Source organism: Rhodococcus sp. P3_B8 (assembly GCF_056402775.1).
In genome coordinates, this window is the sequence record NZ_JBFUGT010000047.1 from 1 (window position 1) to 20,531 (window position 20,531).

At 68.2% G+C, this 20,531-nt stretch carries 20 protein-coding genes; 5 read left to right on the forward strand and 15 right to left on the reverse strand.

What is annotated here, in order from left to right; translation table 11 throughout:
* Positions 1-13: 13 nt before the first annotated feature.
* The 9 genes from AC1D1G_RS17605 to AC1D1G_RS17645 all read right to left on the reverse strand — a co-directional run bounded on the left by AC1D1G_RS17605 (position 14) and on the right by AC1D1G_RS17645 (position 8,459).
* Positions 14-751 (reverse strand): anti-sigma factor, encoded by a 738-nt coding sequence (locus tag AC1D1G_RS17605; protein WP_280780612.1) that lies wholly within the window; start codon positions 749-751, stop codon positions 14-16.
* A complete protein-coding gene (locus AC1D1G_RS17610; protein ID WP_477953036.1) occupies positions 744-1,322 on the reverse strand; it encodes a sigma-70 family RNA polymerase sigma factor in 579 nt (192 codons plus the stop codon). The genes AC1D1G_RS17605 and AC1D1G_RS17610 overlap by 8 nt, the downstream gene beginning before the upstream one ends.
* Positions 1,323-1,420: 98 nt before the next feature.
* Entirely contained in the window at positions 1,421-2,221 is an 801-nt protein-coding gene (locus AC1D1G_RS17615; protein WP_477953037.1) for a DUF1295 domain-containing protein, read from the reverse strand.
* Positions 2,218-3,528 (reverse strand): class I SAM-dependent methyltransferase, encoded by a 1,311-nt coding sequence (locus AC1D1G_RS17620; protein ID WP_477953038.1) that lies wholly within the window; start codon positions 3,526-3,528, stop codon positions 2,218-2,220. The genes AC1D1G_RS17615 and AC1D1G_RS17620 overlap by 4 nt, the downstream gene beginning before the upstream one ends.
* Positions 3,525-4,907: a class I SAM-dependent methyltransferase gene (locus AC1D1G_RS17625; RefSeq protein ID WP_477953039.1), complete on the reverse strand. Its 1,383-nt coding sequence runs from the start codon at positions 4,905-4,907 to the stop codon at positions 3,525-3,527. Before AC1D1G_RS17625 ends, AC1D1G_RS17620 begins: the two co-directional genes overlap by 4 nt.
* On the reverse strand, positions 4,904-5,644 hold the full coding sequence (locus tag AC1D1G_RS17630; protein ID WP_477953040.1) for a DUF1365 domain-containing protein: 741 nt from the start codon (positions 5,642-5,644) through the stop codon (positions 4,904-4,906). Before AC1D1G_RS17630 ends, AC1D1G_RS17625 begins: the two co-directional genes overlap by 4 nt.
* Complete coding sequence (locus AC1D1G_RS17635) at positions 5,641-6,981, reverse strand: NAD(P)/FAD-dependent oxidoreductase (RefSeq protein WP_477953041.1); 1,341 nt, start codon at positions 6,979-6,981, stop codon at positions 5,641-5,643. The genes AC1D1G_RS17630 and AC1D1G_RS17635 overlap by 4 nt, the downstream gene beginning before the upstream one ends.
* Positions 6,974-7,621, reverse strand: coding sequence for an alpha/beta hydrolase (locus AC1D1G_RS17640; RefSeq protein WP_283333683.1), 648 nt, complete (start codon positions 7,619-7,621; stop codon positions 6,974-6,976). Before AC1D1G_RS17640 ends, AC1D1G_RS17635 begins: the two co-directional genes overlap by 8 nt.
* A 172-nt stretch (positions 7,622-7,793) precedes the next feature.
* Positions 7,794-8,459, reverse strand: a complete 666-nt coding sequence (locus tag AC1D1G_RS17645; RefSeq protein ID WP_283333684.1) for a fasciclin domain-containing protein — start codon at positions 8,457-8,459, stop codon at positions 7,794-7,796.
* Between the two features lie 205 nt (positions 8,460-8,664).
* On the opposite strand from AC1D1G_RS17645, the gene AC1D1G_RS17650 reads away from it, so the two are divergent.
* Entirely contained in the window at positions 8,665-9,267 is a 603-nt protein-coding gene (locus tag AC1D1G_RS17650) for a lipocalin family protein (RefSeq protein ID WP_283353952.1), read from the forward strand.
* Here the strand turns inward: AC1D1G_RS17650 and AC1D1G_RS17655 are convergent.
* Positions 9,246-10,727 carry an SDR family oxidoreductase gene (locus AC1D1G_RS17655; RefSeq protein ID WP_477953043.1) on the reverse strand — a complete coding sequence of 494 codons (1,482 nt, stop codon included), beginning with the start codon at positions 10,725-10,727 and terminating at the stop codon, positions 9,246-9,248. The genes AC1D1G_RS17650 and AC1D1G_RS17655 overlap by 22 nt on opposite strands.
* Positions 10,728-10,786: 59 nt before the next feature.
* Between AC1D1G_RS17655 and AC1D1G_RS17660 the strand changes: the two genes are divergently transcribed.
* Complete coding sequence (locus tag AC1D1G_RS17660) at positions 10,787-12,139, forward strand: TIGR01777 family oxidoreductase (protein WP_317571706.1); 1,353 nt, start codon at positions 10,787-10,789, stop codon at positions 12,137-12,139.
* On the opposite strand, the gene AC1D1G_RS17665 is transcribed toward AC1D1G_RS17660, so the two are convergent.
* Both AC1D1G_RS17665 and AC1D1G_RS17670 read right to left on the reverse strand, forming a co-directional pair.
* Positions 12,120-12,491, reverse strand: coding sequence for an MmcQ/YjbR family DNA-binding protein (locus AC1D1G_RS17665; RefSeq protein WP_477953044.1), 372 nt, complete (start codon positions 12,489-12,491; stop codon positions 12,120-12,122). The genes AC1D1G_RS17660 and AC1D1G_RS17665 overlap by 20 nt on opposite strands.
* Before the next feature lie 75 nt (positions 12,492-12,566).
* The gene (locus AC1D1G_RS17670; protein ID WP_477953045.1) at positions 12,567-13,682 is read right to left on the reverse strand and encodes an acyl-CoA dehydrogenase family protein; all 1,116 of its coding nucleotides are present in this window, start codon (positions 13,680-13,682) and stop codon (positions 12,567-12,569) included.
* A gap of 168 nt (positions 13,683-13,850) precedes the next feature.
* On the opposite strand from AC1D1G_RS17670, the gene AC1D1G_RS17675 reads away from it, so the two are divergent.
* The 3 genes from AC1D1G_RS17675 to AC1D1G_RS17685 are packed head-to-tail and all read left to right on the forward strand — an operon-like array spanning position 13,851 to position 17,093.
* On the forward strand, positions 13,851-15,083 hold the full coding sequence (locus AC1D1G_RS17675) for an aminotransferase class I/II-fold pyridoxal phosphate-dependent enzyme (protein ID WP_477953046.1): 1,233 nt from the start codon (positions 13,851-13,853) through the stop codon (positions 15,081-15,083).
* Positions 15,083-16,630, forward strand: a complete 1,548-nt coding sequence (locus AC1D1G_RS17680; protein WP_477953061.1) for an NAD-dependent epimerase/dehydratase family protein — start codon at positions 15,083-15,085, stop codon at positions 16,628-16,630. The genes AC1D1G_RS17675 and AC1D1G_RS17680 overlap by 1 nt, the downstream gene beginning before the upstream one ends.
* A 43-nt stretch (positions 16,631-16,673) precedes the next feature.
* Positions 16,674-17,093, forward strand: coding sequence for a carboxymuconolactone decarboxylase family protein (locus AC1D1G_RS17685; protein ID WP_283333693.1), 420 nt, complete (start codon positions 16,674-16,676; stop codon positions 17,091-17,093).
* Between the two features lie 16 nt (positions 17,094-17,109).
* On the opposite strand, the gene aztD is transcribed toward AC1D1G_RS17685, so the two are convergent.
* From aztD to AC1D1G_RS17700, 3 genes are all read right to left on the reverse strand, one after another.
* Positions 17,110-18,273 carry a zinc metallochaperone AztD gene (gene aztD / locus AC1D1G_RS17690; RefSeq protein ID WP_477953047.1) on the reverse strand — a complete coding sequence of 388 codons (1,164 nt, stop codon included), beginning with the start codon at positions 18,271-18,273 and terminating at the stop codon, positions 17,110-17,112.
* 66 nt (positions 18,274-18,339) lie between these two features.
* A complete protein-coding gene (aztC, locus tag AC1D1G_RS17695; RefSeq protein WP_317571717.1) occupies positions 18,340-19,251 on the reverse strand; it encodes a zinc ABC transporter substrate-binding protein AztC in 912 nt (303 codons plus the stop codon).
* 5 nt (positions 19,252-19,256) lie between these two features.
* Positions 19,257-20,531 (reverse strand): ABC transporter, encoded by a 1,275-nt coding sequence (locus AC1D1G_RS17700; protein ID WP_477953048.1) that lies wholly within the window; start codon positions 20,529-20,531, stop codon positions 19,257-19,259.

A 20,531-nucleotide genomic window follows, 5' to 3' on the forward strand; every position in this document is an offset into this window, starting at 1 on the left:
CGCCACTCACGTATCAGGTGAGGTTCACCGTCGCGAAGATGTCGCCGGTCGGCTGGGTGGAACCGCCGGGCGGTTCCACACTGAATCCAAGTTCCGTGGACTGGTCGATGTCGCTCACGACCGCGGTGGTCGACGGTGACACGTCATCGGCTTCCATGATTCCGGCGGACACCGGCTCGTGTGACGGTCCGAGCAGCCACATCTGATACACCGAACCCGGTGCGGGCGGCGGGACGTCGTTCATCACCAGCACTCCGGCGTCGACGTCCTTGGAGTACACGACGGTGGCCGAACCGCCACCGGCGATCGGTGCGACCGCCGTGCGGACGTCGTCGGCCGCGAGGATCTGAGCGGGCACGGGTTGGCCGTCCTCGCTCTGCAACTGCTGAGCGACGGTGATGCCACCCACGGCGAGGACGACGACCGCGGCCGCCGCACTCAACGCCGCCACGAGACGCCTGCGCTTGCGCGCACGAACCTCGTCCAGTGCTATCGGTGCGGGCGAAGCGGCGGTGCCGGGCAGCGCATCGAGGATGCGCCCGAGCAGGTGAGCGGGCGGCTCGACCGCGGTGGACGCCGACTGGGCGGCCATCGTCTCGTGCACACCGCGGACGGTGGTGTCGAATTCGAGGCGAACGTCGGGCGGTGCGCTCTGGACCGCGGTGTCGATCTCGCGGCGCTGCTGATCGTCGACGGCGTCGAGGGCGTACACCTGGGCGAGGTCGAGGATTTCGTGCTGGGACTCATCCATCGAACTGCACCCCCAGACATTGCTTGAGCCTGATCAATCCGTCTCGAATTYGTGATTTCACCGTCGGAAGCGCCACGGACAGCCGCTCCGACACCTCTCGGTACGTCAGGCCCCCGTAATAGGCGAGGACCACCGTTCTCTGCTGGACTTCGGTGAGCGTGCCGAGGCAGTCGACGACGTCGCTGGTGTCGCCGCGTCGGGTGACTTCCTCCGACACCGCGTCGAACGGTCCGTACCAACTCGAGGCGCCGTAGGCGGCTTCCCGTTCGGTGCCGGACTGCTCCGACCGCACCCGGTCGACGGCACGGCGATGAGCGAGGGTGATCAGCCACGACAGCGGCGACCCCTGCTTCGGATCGAATTTGTCCGCGTTGTTCCAGACCTGCAGGTACACCTCTTGGGTGGTTTCCTCGCTGTATCCGGGATCGCGCAGGACCCGCAGCACCATGCCGTACACCCGCGCGCTGGTGCGTTCGTAGAAGTCGCTGAAGGCATCCCGCTCGCCCTGCGCGATACGCGCCAGCAACGCCGTCAGCGTCACGTTCTCCGTGTCCCTGTCGACACCGGTCATCGGCCCATTCCGTTCATCGATCCACAGCCTAATAGCAGGTTGCGGCCGGTGTGACCACGATGGGATCCGAGGGGATGCGAGCGATGCCGGCATGGCACTCACCGCTTCGGCGGCAAGGGGAGGAAATAGCTGGTGCGCTGCTGGTATTCGGGGTAGCCGGGACGCTGCGACATCGTCTTCTCGAGCAGTCGCGCGCCGGTCGCGAACACCAGGAAGTACGTCATGACCACGGGAGACAGCACGGTGACGGCGCCGGGCCACACGCTCGCCGCGATGAGCCACAGGCCCCACCACACGCAGGAGTCGCCGAAGTAGTTCGGGTGCCGCGTCCACGCCCACAGGCCGACGTCCATGATCACGCCTTTGTTGGACGGGTCCGCCTTGAACACCTTCAACTGGTGGTCGCCGACCGCTTCGAACACGACACCGACCACCCACAGGAGGACTCCGAGCACCGCGACGACCGCGCCGAGGCCGGATGCGGGACCGAGTACGGCCGACACCTGCAGCGGCAGCGAGACGAACCACTGCGCGAGTCCCTGGGTGAGAAAGATCTTCCTGACGACGACCCAGGGCGAGTCGCCGCCCGCCCGGTCGAGCATCTCCACGTAGCGCGGGTCCTCGCCCTTGCCCGCCGACTTGGCGTACATGTGCCAGGTCAGTCGCAGACCCCACACCGCGACGAGCACCACCACCAGCCACCGGCGCAGTGCGTCGCCGTCGCCGACGACGGCGGCCACGAGCGCTACCAGGACGAAACCGAGGCCCCAGGACACATCGACGACGTTGTAGCGTCCGATCCGCCGGCCGACGAGGAACGTCGCGGCCTGGAGGACGGCGAGCACGAGAACGCTCGCCGCGGTGACGGCGCCGAATTCCGACCAGTCGATCCCGTTCATCGGAGCACGCCGGATCCCGCGGAGTCGACCCGCGCGGCAGGCATCATCGACCGACCCGCCGCGGTCGGCTTCACGGCCAGGATCTGATCGACACCCATGCGGCCCTGCTCGAAGCTCATCCCGCCGCCGACGAGGTACAGCCGCCACACCCGGGCCATCTCGAGCCCGACGATCTCGACGACGTCGTCCCAGCGGGACTCGAACTTCTCCAGCCAGGCGTCGACGGTCCAGACGTAATGCTCACGGAGACCGTGCACGTCGCGCACCTCGAGCCCGGCTCGTTCGAGGTACGCGACGCTCTCACCGACGGGACGCATGGTCATGTCGGGAGCTATGAACGACTCGATGAACGGGCCGCCGCCGGGATGGCGTCCGGTGCGCGACATCTGCTGGATCAGCACCCGCGCACCGGGCTTCGCGTTGTCGTGGAGGGCCTGCGCGTACCGGGCGTAGTTCTTCTCGCCCACGTGCTCACCCATTTCGAGGGACGCGACGGCGTCGAACGGGCCGTCGGGGACCTCGCGGTAATCCTGCAGACGGATCTCGACGCGGTCCTGCAAACCGCGCTCGGCGATCCGCTTGTCGATGAACACTTTCTGCTCACGGGAGATGGTGACACCGACGACGTGTGCGCCGTATTCGGCCGCGGCGTGGAGGCTCAGCGATCCCCAGCCGCATCCGATGTCGAGCAGTCGCATGCCGGTTTCGAGTCCGATCTTGCGGCACACCAGGTCGAGCTTGTCCCGCTGGGCGTCCTCGAGTCCGTAGTCCGAATCCTGCGGCGTTCCCGGCGCATTCCGGGTGAAATAGGCGCACGAGTAGGCCATCTGCGGGTCCAGGATCAGCGCGTAGAAATCGTTGGACAGGTCGTAGTGGTGACTGATCGCGGCGCGGTCGCGCAGCATGCTGTGCAGCCGTCCGCGGATGTTCGCCTGTGCGGCGGGTGCGGGAAGCGGCCCGCCCGTGACACCCAGCTTCGCGGCGACGCGCAACACCTTCGCGACCGTCCACGGGCTCGGCCGGACTCCGCTGAGACCTCGCTCGCGCGCCACCGCCCACACATGTGCCAGGGCCTCGCCCAGGTCGCCCTCGACGTCGATCTCACCCGTCACGTAGGCCTGTGCGGCCCCGAGTTCCCCGGGGCTCCACAGCAATCGGCGCAGGGCGTCGGGACTGCGCAGCACCACCTTCGGCGCCGTCACCGGGCCGGCGGTACTGCCGTCCCACGCGGTCAGATGAACGGGCAATTCCCCGCGGACGAGCGGACGCAACGCCTTGTCGAGTTCGGCGGCAACGGTCACGGTCATGCTCCCGTCTTGTCGAGGACGAACTGCTGGACGTCGATGTAGCCGGAGCGGAACCCGGCCTCGGAGTAGCAGAGGTAGAAATGCCACATGCGGCGGAACGTCTCGTCGAATCCGAGTTCCTCCGCCTGGGCGCTGTGCGCGGCGAACCGGTCCTTCCACAGTCGGAGCGTCTCCGCGTAGTGCTGTCCCATGCTCAGTCGCTCCCGCACCCGTAGCGCGGTGTGTTCGGCGGTGACGGATTCGATCGCCTCGGTCGACGGGAGGAAACCGCCCGGGAAGATGTACTTGTGCACCCAGGTGTAGGTGTTGCGGGTCTGGAGCATCCGATCGTGCGGCATGGTGATCGCCTGCAGCGCCACCCTTCCGCCCGGAGCGAGGAGTTTGTCGAGCACCCGGAAGTAGGTGGCCCAGTACTGATGTCCGACAGCCTCGATCATCTCGACCGACACGATGGCGTCGTACTCGCCGTCGACGTTGCGGTAGTCGAGCAGGTCGATCTGCACGGTGTCCGAGTGGCCGGCCTCGGCGACGCGCAGGCGGGCCAGGCTCTGCTGTTCGCTGGACAGCGTCACCGAACGCACCACGGCGCCGCGTTCCGCCGCCCGGATGCACAGTTCTCCCCAGCCCGTCCCGACCTCGAGCAGCCTGGTGCCCGCACCGACGCCGGCCTCGTCGAGCAGCCGATCGATCTTGCGGCGCTGCGCGTCCGCGAAATCCTCCCACTTCGGGGTGATCTGTGGGACGGGTGCCCGCAGGACCGTCACGTCCCGGACCTGCCCCACCCGGGTCGGGGTCGACGAGAACAGTGCGCTCGAGTACGTCAGCGTCTCGTCGAGGAACGTCTCGAACATCTCGTTGGACAGATCGTAGTGCCGGGAGATGTTGGAGCGGGTGTTCTGCTCGGTGTTGCGTTCCTGGGCGGGGTGTTTGGCGACATAGAGTGCGCGCAACCGTTGCAGCGGGCGGGGAACGAGGGTCGCCATCCGTGAGGCGAACACGCTCAGCACCGCGGCGAGATCCGGCGACGTCCAGTCGCCGGCCATGTACGACTCGCCGAAACCGATGAGGCCGCTCGTCCCGACCCGCCGGGCGAACGCGTCCGGGTTGCGGATGATCATGCGCGGCAGAATCTCCTGTTCCCGGCGCGCCCCAACCAGGGTGCCGTCGGGGTACTCGATGCGGACGTCGAGGTCGGCGGCCGCGCGGCGGAACAGGCGGTCGGCAATCTTCGCCGACAGCGAGGCACGCAGACCGGTCGGCACGTCGGCCAGGCCGGGCCAGATCCGGTTGTCGATCCGCGGATCCTCGACGGTGAACGCGAGGTCGGCGGTACTGACGGCAGGCGATGCGTCCATGTCCGTGGCCTTGTTCCTTCTCACTGAACTGTCTCCTTCTGCCGGCCGTCGGGCCGAGCCGTGACGGGGAGTCCACGGGCCCACAAAGTGATTCCCTGGATGCGAATGCGAACCGACACCACGAGAGGTGCCAGCGGAGTGCGTAGTTGGGTCCTCAGGACCGTGCGGTGGGTGGCGGGCTGCCGCGTTCCCCGCACCGTCGCGGTGAACGGGGCGTGCCCGTCCCGGTGGAGTACCACGTTCAGCGAGAGCGTGTCGCCGGGCTCGGGGAGCCGCATCTCGTAACGGCCGCTCACGTCGTTGAACGGGGAGACGTAGAACTGCTTGTCCACCTCGGCGCGGTCGCGGCTGTCGGGCCGGATCAGGTAGCTGTGCCGTTGACCATAGGTGTTGTGTACCTCGGCGATCACACAGCGGAGGCTGCCGTCGACGTCGTGGCACCAGTACACGCTGAGCGGGTTGAACACGTACCCGAGCACTCGCGCGTTCAGGAGCGCCGTCACCGTCCCGCCGCGGAGGTCGATTCCGTGGGTGGCGAGGAACGCATCCACCCTGGCGCGCAGCGTGTCCGCGCCGGCACCGGGGACCGGCTCGAAGTGGTCCTCGGCGCGGAAGCGGGCGAATGGGCCGAGCCACCCGGACAGGTGTGGAAGGTCGTCGACGTCGACGTACCAGCTGTAGCTCGAATACTGGAAACTGTGGCGGACGGGTTCGGTGCGGGCGTGCCGGATCGTTGTCGAGTAGATCGCCGGCGCGGTCATGACACCGTCTCCCGGTCGCGGTGTCGTCCGGCATGTGTATCCCACGAACCGCCGATCCGCTCGGCGGCGCGCAGGCCCGAGAGTGCCCCGTCCTCGTGGAACCCCCAGCCATGGTAGGCGCCCGCGAAAGCGAAGGTGCCGGAGCCGAGTTCGCTCAGCCGCGACTGCGCCGCCACGGATTCGGGGGTGTAGACGGGGTGCTCGTACGTCATCTCGGCGACGACCGTCGACGGGTCGACGAGGTGCTTCCCGCCGAGCGTGACGAGGAACCGCCGGTCGTGCACGGTGTTCAGGCGCATCAGCCGGGTCATGTCGTAGGTGACGATGACGCCCGTCGCGTCCGTGCTGTCGGTGGGAGTCAGGTAGTTCCAGGAGGCCCGGGCGTTCTCCGCGCGGGGGAGCAGCGACTCGTCGGTGTGCAGCTGGGCGTGATTCACCGAGTACGGCATGTCGCCGAGGATCTCGATCTCGAGGTCCGAGGCGTCGCCGAGCAGGGCGAGCGCCTGACGGGGGTGAACGGCCACCACCACGGCGTCGAAGTACCGGACGTCGCCGCTGCCGTCGACGACGCACGCGCCGCCGTCCTGGGTGCGTTCCACCCGCTGCACGGGGGTGCCGAGAAGTATCTCGTCGAGGTGCGCCGCCACCTTCTCGACGTAGCGGGCCGAGCCGCCCGTCACGGTGCGCCACGTGGGTGATCCGAAGACGGTGAGCATTCCGTGGTGCTCGAGAAAAGTGAACAGGTAGCGGGCCGGGTAGTGCGCCGCTGTCGTGGGATCGCACGACCACACCGCCGCGACGAGCGGAGTCATGAAATTCTCGACGAAGTACGGGCTGAAACCGTTGCGGCTCAGGAACTCGCCCAGCGGTTCCTGCCCGCCGGCCTCGTCGGCCGGGGTGTCGAGCACGGCACGGGCACAACGGTGGAACCGGAGGACCTCGCCGAGCATCCGCCAATACCGCGGCCGGGCCAGGGTGCGGGCGGTGGGGAACAGCCCGCGGATCCCCTTCGCGCCTGCGTATTCGAGCCCGCTCGCATCGGATCGGATCGACATCGACATGTCCGAATCCTGGGTGGCCACGTCGAGTTCGGCGAACAGGCGCAGCAGCGTGGGGTAGGTGCGGTCGTTGTGCACGATGAAGCCCGTGTCGACGTCCACTTCTGCGCCCGAGTCGAGTGTCAGGTGGTGCGTGTGGGCGTGACCGCCGAGACGGGCGTCGGCCTCGTAGAGGGTGACGCGGTCGTGGCGGGACAGAACGTAGGCGGCGGTCAGCCCTGCGACGCCGCTGCCGATCACCGCGACGTTCCTGCGTTCGAGCTTCTCCGAATCATGCATGGCGACCTGCTTTCCGGTCAGTCGGTGCGGCGACGACACCTTCCGCAGCGAAGGCGTCGAGAACGAAATCGGCGGTGATGCGATGCCACCAGCGTGGCCGGGTGAGCATGAAGTGTCCGGCGCCCGTCAGGGGAATCCACGAGGCGTTCACCCCACGAGCCAGCGCCTGCTCGGTCTGGACCCGGGAAGCTGTGGGATCCGTCCAGCGGTCGGCGGTTCCGTGCGCGACCATCAGGCTGCGGTCGGCGGGCACCAGTTCGCCGTCGGACGCGGGCCACCAGGGTGCGAGCGCGGCGATCGCCCGGACGTTGTCGAGGGCGGCGAGGTGGGCGGCGACGCGGCCGCCCATCGAATGCCCGACGACGGCGACGGGGACTTCCCCGAACCGCAGCCGGGCCCGTTCGACGGCTACCCGGGCGTCGTGCACCGGGCTGGCCTCGGGGGCGTTCCATCCGCGGACCCGGTACTGCAACCGCTCCACGACGATTCCGTGCCKCCCGAGCCTCGACTTCAGAGACCAGGCCATCCAGGTCATGCGCAGATTCGACAGATGCCAGCACCGCGAGGGTGCCTGACTGCGTGGTTTGCCGCCGGGCAGCACGAGCACGTACGCCGGGGTGGTGGGTGAGCCTTTCTCCATAACCGTTATTCGGAGCTGAGTTTGCGTCGGATGGGCGGACCCGCACCCGCTCACGTGAGTGGCGAAGCGTGCTCGAGCACACCGTGGCACTCACGTGGGAGCACGCAAGAACCCGGCGGCATCGGTGTGGGACCGATGCCGCCGGGTGCGGAGAACTGTGAGACGAGCGTGCTTACTGGGGCATCAGGACGGTGTCGACCAGGTACACCGTGGCGTTGGCGGTCTGGACGCCACCGCAGATGACGCCGGCGTCGTTGACCTTCAGGTCGTCGCCCGAACCGGTGACAGTGACCGTGCCACCCTCGACGGTCGTGTGCTGGCCGTCGATGTCACTCGGCGCGATCTGGCCGGGGACCACGTGGTAGGTCAGGACCTTGGTGAGCAGCGCCGGGTCGGTCTTGAGGGTCTCGATCGTGGCCGGGTCGACCTTCGCGAACGCGGCATCCACCGGCGCGAACACCGTGAACTGTCCGCTGTTCAGCGTGTCCACCAGGTTGACCTGCGGGTTGAGCTGACCGGATATGGCGGCGGTGAGGGTGGTGAGCAGCGGGTTGTTGGACGCGGCGGTCGCGACCGGATCCTGCGCCATGCCGCTGACCGAACCGGCACCGTCGGGCACCGTCTTCGCGTACTCGGCGCAGCCCGGACCGACCAGGTTGGCGGCGGGATCGGCCATCGCGGACGAGGTCATCGAACCGGACGACATCGACTCGGACGTCATCGCCTCCGAGGCGGAGCCGCTGCTCGACGAGTCGCTGTCGTCCGACGAACACGCTGCGCCCAGCAGGACGAGGGACGTGCTCGCTGCGACTGCCAGAACTCGTGTGCTGATGTTCATGGGTTATTGCCTCTCTCCGGTGTGGGTGCGGATGAGCACCATCGACAGGCATTCGGAGCGGTCTCCGGAACGGATGGGTCGAAGGTTGTCCCGGATCGACCCATCCGATCCGGAAGTGGCGTCGAATGTCCCGAGAGAGGGTGCTGCACAGGCACTCCGTTCAGGTTGCCCGTTTCGTCGACGCATGATCGTGAAAGGACCCGAGATGACACTCTCGAAGGCTCGTGGATTCGCCGCAGGACTGCTGGCCGCCGCTGCGGCCGTGGTGCTGGCGGCGAGCCCGGCACAGGCTCAGCCCGGTGCGCTCGCACCAGTCCCGTCCCTCGACGTGCCGCGGTACCTCGGCACGTGGTATCAGTTGGCCGCTGTGCCACAGCCCTTCAACCTGGACTGCGCGCGGGACACCAGGGCGACGTACGGGCTCGTGGACTCGTCGAACGTCAGCGTCGCCAACTCGTGCACCACCTGGGCGGGAGGGACGAACGGAATCAACGGCAATGCGCGTGTCAACGACCCGGTCACCAATGCGCAACTCCACGTGAGTTTCCCGGACGTGCCGTTCCAGAGTTCACCGGACGGTCCCACCAACTATGTGGTCACCTACATCGCCGACGACTACTCGTGGGCGCTCGTCGGTGACCCGGCACGGGCTTCGGGTTTCGTCCTCTCCCGCAACCCGGCGGTCGACGACGTGGGATGGAAGCAGATCCGGCAGGTGGTGGAATCGCGTGGCTACAACTCGTGCCTGCTGCTGACGTCCCCGACCACCGGTGGCCGAGAGGCTATTCAGCCGCTCTGCACGGTCTGACGGGCAGCGGAGCCGGTGATGTTCTCCATCATGCCTTTGAAGATGATTCCGTGGAACGGCATGATGGAGTACCAGTACAGCCTTCCGGCGAGGCCTTTCGGGAAGAAGATGGCCCGCTGATCGAGTCGGGACCGGTCGGAATCCACACTGTGGACGCGCCATTCGAGCCACGCCCCGCCCGGTGCCCGCATCTCGGCGCGCAGCCGTAGCAGGGACCCCCGGTCGATCCGTTCGACCCGCCAGAAATCCAGGGGGTCACCGGTGTTGAGCTGCTTCGGGTTCCGGCGCCCACGGGTGAGCCCGACACCGCCGACCACACGGTCGAGCCAGCCGCGCACCGACCACGCGAGGGGGAACGAGTACCAGCCGTTCTCACCGCCGATGCTCTCCACGACGCTCCACAGCGTTCCGGCGTCCGCTTCGCAGTCCTTGGTGCGTTCGTCGGTGTAGACGACCTCACCGGCCCAATCCGGGTCGGACGGCAACGGATCGGACGGGGCGCCGACCGGGGACGCACTGGCCCAGGTCGTCTCCACCTCGCCGTTGTCGATGCGCCGCAACGCCAGTCGCACGGCGTCCCGGTACGTGGTCAGGCCTGCCTTCGGCGGTGGGATGACGTCGTCGATGTCGTGCTCGGAGGCGACGGCGTCGTTCTGCAGGGATTCGATCAGGGCCCGCCCGAGCGAGCGGGGGATCGGGGTGACCAGGCCGATCCACAGACCGGCGAGCTTCGGGGTCAGCACCGGAAGGACGAGGATGCGACGCTGACGGAGACCGGCGACCTCGGCGTATGTCTGCATCATCTCGCCGTAGCGGATGACGTCGGGGCCGCCGATGTCGAAGGTGCGGCTGCGCGGCAACGGTGCCTCCGCTGCGGCGACGAGGTAGTGCAGCACGTCGCGGACCGCGATCGGCTGGATCTTGTTGTTCACCCACCGCGGGGTGGTCATCACGGGGAGCCGGTTGGTGAGGTGGCGGATCATCTCGAACGACGCAGAACCGGAGCCGATGACGACCCCGGCCTGCAGAACCATTGTGGGAACACCGGAGTCGACGAGAATCTGCCCCACCTGTGTGCGGGAGTGCAGGTGCGGAGAGAGGTCCACCGAGTCGGGATGAAGCCCGCCGAGGTAGACGATCCGGCCGACACCGGACGTGCGGGCAGCCTCGGCCACGTTCTCCGCGCTGACGCGTTCGGCCTCCTCGAACTCGTCCGAACCACCCATCGAATGCACGAGGTAGTAGACGACGTCCACGTCCGTGAAAGCGGCAGAAAGGGATTCGGGATCGCTCAGGTCGCCGCGGGCGATCTCGACGTCGGACGCCCACGGGACGTCGGTCAGTTTCTCGGGTGAACGCACCAGCACCCGCACCCGATAGCCGGCTTGCGAGAGCCGGGGAGCGAGGCGTCCGCCGATGTATCCGGTGGCACCGGTGACCAGTACACGTAACTGCGTCATTCCCACACGCTACTCGTCGTTGTCACCGCCTCGCCCGCCATCGCGGCTAAGGTCGGGTCATGGGCATCGTGCATTCGAGTGTGGTCGAGGCCTCGCGGGACGAGTTGTTCGCCTGGCACACGAGGGCCGGGGCGTTCACCCGGCTCTCACCGCCGTGGCAGCCACTGAGTCTCGCGAAGGAATCCGAGTCTCTGAAATCGGGTCGTGCAGAATTGCGCCTACCCGGCGGACTGACGTGGATCGCGCAGCACGACGCCAAGGAGTACGACCCCCCGCACCGGTTCGTCGACTATTCGGCCGCGCTGCCGCTGCGCCTGCTGGTGCCGTGGCGGCACACGCACACGTTCGACGTCGTGTCCGAGGGCCGGACCCGGGTCACCGACCGGGTCGACACCATCGTGCCCGGCCACTTCCTCCGCTCGACGTTCGTCTACCGGCACCGCCAGCTCGCCGACGACATGGACCGGCACCACTGGGCGTCCACACTCCTGCCCGGCCCCCTCACCATCGCCGTGACGGGGAGCTCCGGTCTGGTCGGCTCCGCCCTCACTGCGTTCCTGAGCACCGGCGGGCACCGAGTGATCCGGCTCGTGCGCCGCGCGCCCAGCACACCCGACGAGCGGCGCTGGAACCCGGACGCTCCTGCCGCGGACCTGCTCGACGGAGTCGACGCCGTGATCCACCTCGCCGGCGCGTCCATCGCGGGACGGTTCACCGACGGTCACCGCCGGGCGATCAGGGACAGTCGCATCGAGCCCACCCGTCGGCTGGCGGAAGTGGCGGCAGCGTCCGGGCAGGGACCGAAGATCTTCGTCGGTGCGTCGGCGATCGGGTACTACGGCCCCGACCGCGGCGACGAGGTGCTGCACGAGCAGGACCCGCGGGGCGACGGCTTCCTCGCCGACGTCGTGGCGGACTGGGAGGACGCGGCGAAGCCTGCCGCCGACGCCGGACTGCGGGTGGTGCACGTCCGCACCGGGATCGTCCAGTCGCCGAGCGGTGGCGTGCTGCGCCTGCAGCGGCCGCTGTTCGAGGTCGGACTCGGAGGTCGTCTCGGTGCCGGAACGCAGTGGCTGTCGTGGATCGACATCGACGATCTGATCGACGTCTACCATCGCGCCGTCGTCGATTCGGGATTGAGCGGTCCGGTCAACGCGGTGGCGCCGAATCCGGTTCGCAACGAGGAGTACACCGCAGTTCTGGCGTCGGTACTGCACCGTCCGGCCTTCCTCCCGGTCCCCGATTTCGGGCCGAAGCTCCTGCTCGGGGAGCAGGGTGCGCGCGAACTCGCCCTCGCCGATCAGCGCGTCGCCCCGGGCAAGCTCCTCGACCGCGGTCACCGGTTCCGGCGCCCCGACCTCGACACGGCGCTGCGCCACCAGCTCGGTCGGTTCAAGACCGACGAGGGGTAGCGTGCCCCACGGCGTCGTACGCCGCCACGACCCGCTTCGGGGCGGTGAGGCGCCAGGCCTCCTCGACGAGTTCGGCCAGTTCTTCGGCGTCGACGCGGTCGAGGACGACGTCGATCCAGCCCCACCGCCCGAAGAACGGTGCGACCAGGAAGACGTCGGGATCCTCCTGCAGCAGAGCCGCCTGCGTTTCCTTCGTCGCTTTGAGGCAGACGGTGGGGGCGCCGTAACCCACGAGACCGAACATCTTCTTGCGCACGCGGAACGTCGGCTGGTCGCCCCAGTTGGCGATCACCACTTCGTGCGCCTCCGGTAGCGCCAGCATCATCGCGCGCACGTCGTGTTCGGTGGGCATCACAGCTCCTGGGCAGCCGGTCGGTGGTCCGGGACCTTTATATCCCGGATCACCGACAGCCCGGACCGCGGCGGGTCAGACGAAGGCGAATTCGTCTCCGGCGTGGAACTTGGCGAGCGATTCGGAGACCGATCGCCGTGACGGCGGGTGGAAGGCGAATGCGTGGACGGCGGCGGTGAGGTAGCCGATGTCGGAGGATGTGATGAACGCGATCCCGCCGAGCGATTCGACGGCCGCCGCGGAGGCGCGGACGAGCGCGTCACGAATCGCAATGCGCGAGAACAGTAGCCGCACCGAGATGTCTTGTCCGCGTTCGCCTTCGTCGACGGCGCGGGCGATGTTCTCGATCGCGGCCATCGCGTTCTCCACGTCGGCGGCGGCGCGCACGTAACCCTCGTAGTCGTCCTTGCCCGCCGCCAGTAGCCGCTCGAGCAGCGCGCTCGCCGCGCCCAGGTAATTCGCGGTGACGAGCATGCCGAACCACAGGTACCCGGTCATCTCGTGTCGGCCGTCGGGGTCGTCGGCGCCGTTGAGGAGGACGAGGTCGGCGGGCACCTCGACGTCCTCGAGGTGCACCTCGTCGCTCTCGGCTCCCGCGAGGACCCAGCTCTCCCAGAACGGGCGCACCGAAATGCCCGGCGTGCCGGCGGGGATCAGCGCGATCGCCCGCTCACCGGTGTCGACCTCCACGCTGGCGGTGAGCAGGTCCATCGAACTCGACAGACTGCACGGCTTCTTGCTGCCGTTGACGAGGTAGCTCGACCCGTTCCTGGTGGCGGTCATCGTGGGGATGAAGACGTTGCCCCCGGTGACGCCCTCGGAGAAGCCGGAGGCTACGACGGCGCGTTGTTCCACCAGGCTCGTGATCAGCGCGCGGTCCTCGTCCGTCGCCTCCTGCGCGAATTCGTTGAGGGTGGCGAGCGACAGATGGTGCATGGTGGTGGCGGCGCCGAGAGACGGCGACCTGCTCCCGATTGCCCGTTGGACCCGCACGGAGTCCAGCGCGGAGGCGCCCAGCCCGCCGGACTCCTTCGGAATGGTCAGTGCGGTACCGCCCGCGTCCCGGAAGCGCCCGATCGCCCCGCTGTCTCGGCCCTCCAGCGTCAGCAGTGGTGTCTCGTCCAGGTAAGTGGCGAGGTCGGGCAGATACGACTTCAGCGCTGCGTGTTCACGGGCCATCAATGCGGTCATGACACTCCTCGAATGTGTTCGCGGAAATTCCGGATCTCCAGGGAGATCCATAGGGATATTCGGAGTGAGGAGTAATCCGGTTTGGTCGGTGCCACCAAACCGCATCCGCCACCGCTCCGAATCAACGGAGAAATTCCGATCATGCACACCGCGAGGAGATTGGTATCGATGGCTGTGAACAGATTGATCCAGAGGCTGGGTGGCGACGACCGGGTAGATCTGCTCCGGGCAGTTCGTGAGTCCGACGTGAGTCCGTACTTCCGGGTGATGGAGTCCGCCACCGCGCCCATCGTCCAGGTGGAGGGCGCCGACCGGATCATGCTCGGTTCCAACAACTATCTCGGGCTGGCTGATCACCCCGACATCCGTCAGGGAGCGCAGGACGCCCTCGATACGTTCGGCGGCGCGATCACCGGAAGCCGCCTCCTGAACGGCACCATGGACCTGCACCTCGACCTCGAATCGGAAATCGCCGAATGGCATGGCACCGAGGACGCGATGGTCTTCACCACCGGCTATCAAACGAATCTCGGCACCATCAGTGCCGTCGTGGGCGCGGGCGACGTCGTCGCCGTCGACGCCGCCGCCCACGCGTCGATTCGAGACGGATGTGCTCTGTCCGGTGCCACGGTCCGCAAATTCCGTCACAACGATGTCGCCGACCTGGAGAGCATTCTCGGGGACACGGCAGACGGGGACGGCGCGGTGCTGGTGATCGTGGACGGGTTGTATTCGATGGAGGGCGATCTCGCCCCACTCGGCGCGGTCTCCGAACTCTGTGACCGCTACGGTGCGGCCCTGATGGTGGACGAGGCGCACAGTCTCGGCATCTTCGGCGAGCAGAGGACCGGCGCCGCCGAACTGCTCGGCATCGACGGCGACACCGACATCCGGATGGCGTCGCTGTCCAAGAGCCCCAGTTCCACGGGCGGATTCATCGCGGGGTCGTGTGACCTCCTGGACTCGCTGCGAGTGAATGCCCGTGCCTTCCTGTTCACGACATCCGGTGTTCCCGCCGCGGTGGGGGCGTCCCTCGCCGCGGTGCGGCTGATCCGCAGCGAGGAAGGGGAACAGCGCGCACGACGCGCACTGGACAACGCCGCGGTCCTGCGGTCCGGACTGGCGGACAACGGACTCGACGTGGGTGCGCTGTCGCCGCTGCCCGATGGTGGTGTGACGGTGACGCCCATCGTGTCCGTCCACGTCGGCGACGACCTCGAGGCGATGAACCTCTGGCGCACCCTGTTCGACAAGGGCGTGTTCACCAGCGCGGCACTCTATCCCGCTGTTCCCCGCTCGGGCGCGATGCTCCGGTTGTGCGTCATGGCCACCCACACGGACGCACAGTTGCGGCGGGCGGTGGAAGTGATCTCCGAGACCGTCACGGAGGCCGCCGCGTGATGAAGGTTGCCGTCACCGGGGCGACGAGCGACTTCGGCGCCGCGATCCTCCCTGTGCTGCTGGCGGATCCGGACATCGACACGGTGGTCGGGCTCGGCAGGCGGGAACTGCCGATCGAACATCCGAAACTCGAGTCCGTCCGGATGGACATTCGTGATCCGGGCATCGAGGAGGTGTTCCGTGGCTGCGAGGCCGTGGTCCACCTGGCGTTCGTGGTGGAGGAGATCCGGGACAAGACGGTGACCCACGACATCAACCTGAGGGGTTCCCGCAACGTCATCGACTCCGCCTACCGGGCAGGCGTGGTGCGCGTCGTGATCGCGTCGAGCATCAACGCGTACGGACCGGAGTTACGGCCGGAGCCGGTGAACGAAGACGTCTATCCCGCAGGTGATCCCGACCGATACTATTTCCACGACAAGGCCGAGGTCGAGCATTACGCGGAGTGGTGGCTGCGCCGCCATCAGGGGGAGATGGCGATCTCGATGCTGCGTCCCACCTACATCATCGGACCGGACTTCTCCAACGACGGCATCGACCAGCTCACCGGCCCGGTCGGGGCGTTTCCGCGGGCCGACGACGCCGCGTATCAATTCCTGCACCAGCGGGACATGGCGGACGCGTTCCATCGCGCCGTGAAGCAGGATCTCGTGGGCCCGTTCAACCTCGGACCGCGGGACTGGGTGGGTGTCCGCGAGCTCGCTGCAATGCAGGGGCAGCGGATGTTCGACGTGCCGGAACGACCGGCGGTCGTGGCGGCGAACGTCGCGTTCCGGCTCGGACTCACCACGTTCTCCGGCCAGTGGGTGACCGCGGGCGAGACCGTCGTCGATTCGACGCGCCTGACCGAGGCGACCGGCTGGGCACCGACGTTGACGGCCCGGGAGTCGGCGGCCGTCATGATCCTGCTGCAGGGGAAACCCGTGCTGCGCAGGGAAGATGCCCTGGAACGCCGCATCGCCTGCGAGGCGGCGCTGGAGCCGGCGTCCGAATTCGTCGGCGTCGACGGTCGCGGGCTCGAACACGTCCAGATTCCCGCGGCGACCGGGGCCGTGCACGCCGAGATTCACGCGGCGCGGTCGGGCGGCGCAGCCACCGTGGAGTCGGGCGGCGCAGCCACCGTGGTCCTGCCCGCGCCACCCGGGCTCCACGCGCGGTATCTCACCCCGTTCGCCGCGGAATTGGCGGAGAACGGGGTCGACGTCGTCGTCGTGGACCTCCCCGGGCACGGGTTGAGCACGGGGAAGCGTGGTCATGCGACGGTGGCCGGGGTGAACGACGCCCTGGCGGTTGCTCTCGGCTACGCCCGGATCCGGTTCGGTGCTACTCCGCTCGTCGTGAGGGTCGGCGACGCGACCGAGCGCGCGTCGCGGCCGGGGCGATGGCGATCGAGGGTGGCCCGCTCGCGGACCCACGTGTCGGTCAACCCGGCCGACGGGCTGCTCCCGCGGAGGCTGCGGTACGAGGGTGGGCTCGGGCACATCCCGCACGCCCACTCCGTCCGCGACGTCGTCGCACTCACCCGCGCCGACCGCGTCGACTCGTAGAGTGACTCCTGAACACGTAGACGCTGTGAACAGGAGTGAACCCATGACCAGTGAAGAACCCGGGAAGCGGAGTCCGGCCGTCGAGGCGGGGCTGACGGTGCGGCGTGAGGTGATGGGCCCCGACTTCGTCGAGCGGGCACTCACTCGCACGGCGGGGACCGACAGCGAACAGCTGCAGGAGTTCGTCACCGAGCACGTCTGGGACGCCGTGTGGAACCGGCCGGGGCTGGACCGGCGCAGCCGCAGCCTCCTCAACCTCGGCATGCTCATCGCGCTGCGTGCGCACGGTGAACTGAAGGGCCACGTGCGGGGTGCACTGCGAAACGGTCTGACCCGCACCGAGATCGTCGAGGCGGTGATCCACGCGAGCGCCTACTGCGGCGCCCCCGCCGGGTTGTCGGCGATGGCGGTGGTGCAGGAGGCGCTCGACGCGGAACTGGGACCGCTGGAAACCGAAGACTGACGCCGCGGTAAGCGAATCAGCCCGTGACGCCGGTGATCTCGTTCGGGGTCTCCGGCAGGTCGGCCTGCCCGGATACGGTCCAGGTGTCGAGGTCGATCGTGTGGATCTTCTTGTTCGCGGGGTCGGTCACGTAGGCGGTGTGGTCCTGCACGTACAGCGCGGGCCGCGGCGACTGCCACTTGTCCGGCTCCGTCCACGGATCGAGGACGTCGACGGTGCGGCTGACCGCCTTGCTGTTCGGGTCGATCACGTGCACGGCGCCGTCGGTGCCGAGGACGAGGGCCTCACCGTGCGGGGCTCGACCGAGCGAGCGGAACGTGTAGCTGGTGCCCAGGTCGACGAGGGTGAGTTGTCCGGTGGCGGTGTCGGTGAGCGAGACCCGTTCGGGGCGTTCGAGTTCGGCGTCGGGATCGGTCTTGTAGTCGCCCAGCATCATCGGTGAATCCTCGTCGCCGGCCTGGTTTCCGATGCGCCCGTAGGGGTCCGGGCTGGTGACCTTGGTGATGACGCCGCCCCGGTAGATCAGCAGGCCGTTCTGGCATCCCACGACCACCGTCTCGCCGGCGGCGACGGCCTCACCGTGCACACCGGGGCAGTCCTCGTTGCGCGCGATCTCCTTGCGGTCGCGGTCGAGTACGACGATGCCGGTGCGCTCGTCCTCGTTGCCGACGGTGGTGAGCAGGCTGCCGTCGGAGAGTTCCACGGCCACTCCGTGATGCGCCTCCGGCGTCGTGAACTCGGTGGTGTCGGGTGTGCCTTCGGAGAGTCCGGCCGGATCGAACACGCGCACCAGTCCGGTGCCGTCGTCGAACAACACGGTCTTGCCGTCGTGCCGGACCACGTGTCCGGGCGTCTTCGCCTCGAACGCGACGTCGGTGAGGGCGGGTTCGGCGGTGTCGAGGGCGGTGAAACTGTTTCCGGTGCTGACCAGCACGTGCCGGTCGTCGCCTGCGGGGTTGAGCCGGGTGAATCCGTCCACCTCGGCCGAACCGACCACGTCGAGGCTCTGCGCGTCGAGAACCAGCACGCCGCCGTCGTAGCTCAGTGCCAGCCGCGGTGTGGCCGAGTCGGTGGTGGTCGCTTCGGCCGTGCCGGAGTCGGTGGAGCAGGACGTGAGCAGTGTCGCCGAGAGTGCCACGGCGGCAACGGCGGTGGGGAGAGGTCTACGCGTAAGGGTCACCCAGGAGAATTAACTCTTATTGCAAACGGTTGTCAAAGTTGGAAGTGTGCATGTGTGAATGCATCGCTATTTCAACCCCTCCGCGATCGCCAGGGAGTTCGAATCCATCATCTCGATGTACGTGCCCGCGCCCGAGCCGTTTTCGCCCAGTGATTCCGTGAACAGCGAGACGACGTCGACGGGAACACCGGCCTCCGAGGCCAAGACCTGCGCGAGCCGATCGGGCTGCGAGGAGTCGACGAAGATCGCGGGAACCCGCGATGCGGTGATCGTCGCGGCGAGGTCCGAGAGGTCCGACGCGCTGGGCGACGCCAGGGTGGTCCCGCTGGGAATCACCGCCCCCACGGTGTCGAAGCCGAAACGTTCGGCCAGATAACCGAAGACGTGATGATTGGTCACCAGCTTTCGCCGGTCTGCGGGGACGGCCGCGAATCTGTCCGTCATCCGGGCAGTGAGTTCTTCGAGTTGCCGGGCGTAGCTGTCCGAGTTCTGGCGGACGGCCCCCGCGTCGATCTCCGGCACGTGGTCGATCACCGCGTCGCGGATCAGTGCAACGGCCTCGCGTACCCGGTCCGGATCGGTCCAGATGTGCGGATCCGGGGTGCCCGTGGACTTTCCGGAACGGTACTCGATCGGCCGCACGGCCTCACCGACCTGCAGGATCGGAACTCCCTCGGAGTGTGCGGTGTCGACGGTCTTGCCGATTCCCTCCTCGAGTCCGAGACCGTTCGACACGAGGAGGTCGGCGCGCTCCACCCGCGCGGCGTCCGACGCGGAGATCTCGAACGAATGGGGATCGGCGCCTCTCGGCATCAGCACCATCACGTCGGCCTCGTCGCCGACGACGTTCTGCACCACGTCGCCCAGAATGTTCGTGGTCACGACCACGACCGGTCCGTCGGAGGCGCCCGGGGAACACGCCGTCACGGACAGCGCCGCGAGTGCGGCCAGCAGGGTCAGCGGCAGCAGGCGCCGCATCCCGGTCACAGCCCCACCACGCCGAGGGTGGACGCGGCGACTCCGACGTCGAGAGTTCGCGCCACCCGCGCATCGTCCCGGAAGTCGATCTCGGTCACCGTCTTCGATGCGGGATCCGAGACGTACGCGCGGGTGCCGCCGACGACGACGGCAGGCAGCGTTGCGGACTCGTCGCTCCCGTCGTAAGGGGCGGCCAGCACGTGCGAGGACGCCGTCTCCGCGCCGGTCGTCGTGTCGTACACGCGGAAGGTGCCGTCCGCGAGGACCGCGAACACGGAGCGACCGTCGCCCGCCAGTGCGACGCTCAGCGCGCGATCCGGCGTCCGGACGTGCGTCCACCCGCGGGTGCGGGCATCGAAGACCAGCACCCCGTCGTTGGTGGCAGCGGGTCCGGCGGCGGCGACATGGATCGGCAGGCCGTCGTGTCCGCGGAACGACGTGGGTCGGGTGGCGGCGCCGATGCCTGCCGGGTACGGAACCTTCTCCGACGTCCACGCCCCGGCGGCGGTGGTCGCGAGGAACAGTCCGTCGTCGCACGCGGCCAGCACGTTCGTGTCGGACACCGCCGTGCCGTGCATGTTCGGGCAGGCGGTGTCGAAGCTCTGCTCGACCTCCCCGTGCGCGGTGTGGACCTCGAACGTGCCGGGGCGGGAATCGCTTCCGTCCGCGGCCGAGTGCGACACCACGAAACCATCGGCGATCGGCAGGGCGACGCCGTGGTGCGGTGCGTCGGCGTCCACGACGGCCCCGACGTCGATGCTGTCCTTGCGGAGGGCGGCGAAATCGATCACGCGGGCGAGTCCGTCGCCGTCGAAGAACGTCGCCACCTTGTCGTCGCCTTCGATCACGTGCGCAGGCTTGCCACCCTCGAGGGCGCCGAGTTCGACCGGCGGTTTGGTGGACGAGTGGGTGTGGTCACCGTGATCGATGGTCCAGGAACCGGCGTCCACGACATGCACCGCGCCACCGGCGCCGTCCACGGCGAACGCGTAGCGGTCCTTCACCGTCGTCACCCGCGCCGGATTGTCGAACTCGAACGAATGGAGTCTCTCTGCCGTAGCGAGGTCGAGCACGTCCACCCGGCCGGAGTCGGCGTCCGACACGACGAGCCGGGGTTCGGGCCCGTCGACCTCGGTGGATCCGGCCTCGGCGGCAAGGTCGCTACCCGGTTGACTCCGGCCGTCGGGGGACGCGGCCTCCTCCTGTGGAGATGCGCAGGCTCCGAGGGCCAGCGCGGCGACCGCGGCAATTGCTGCGCGGGCGAGGGTGGTGTTCGGCAT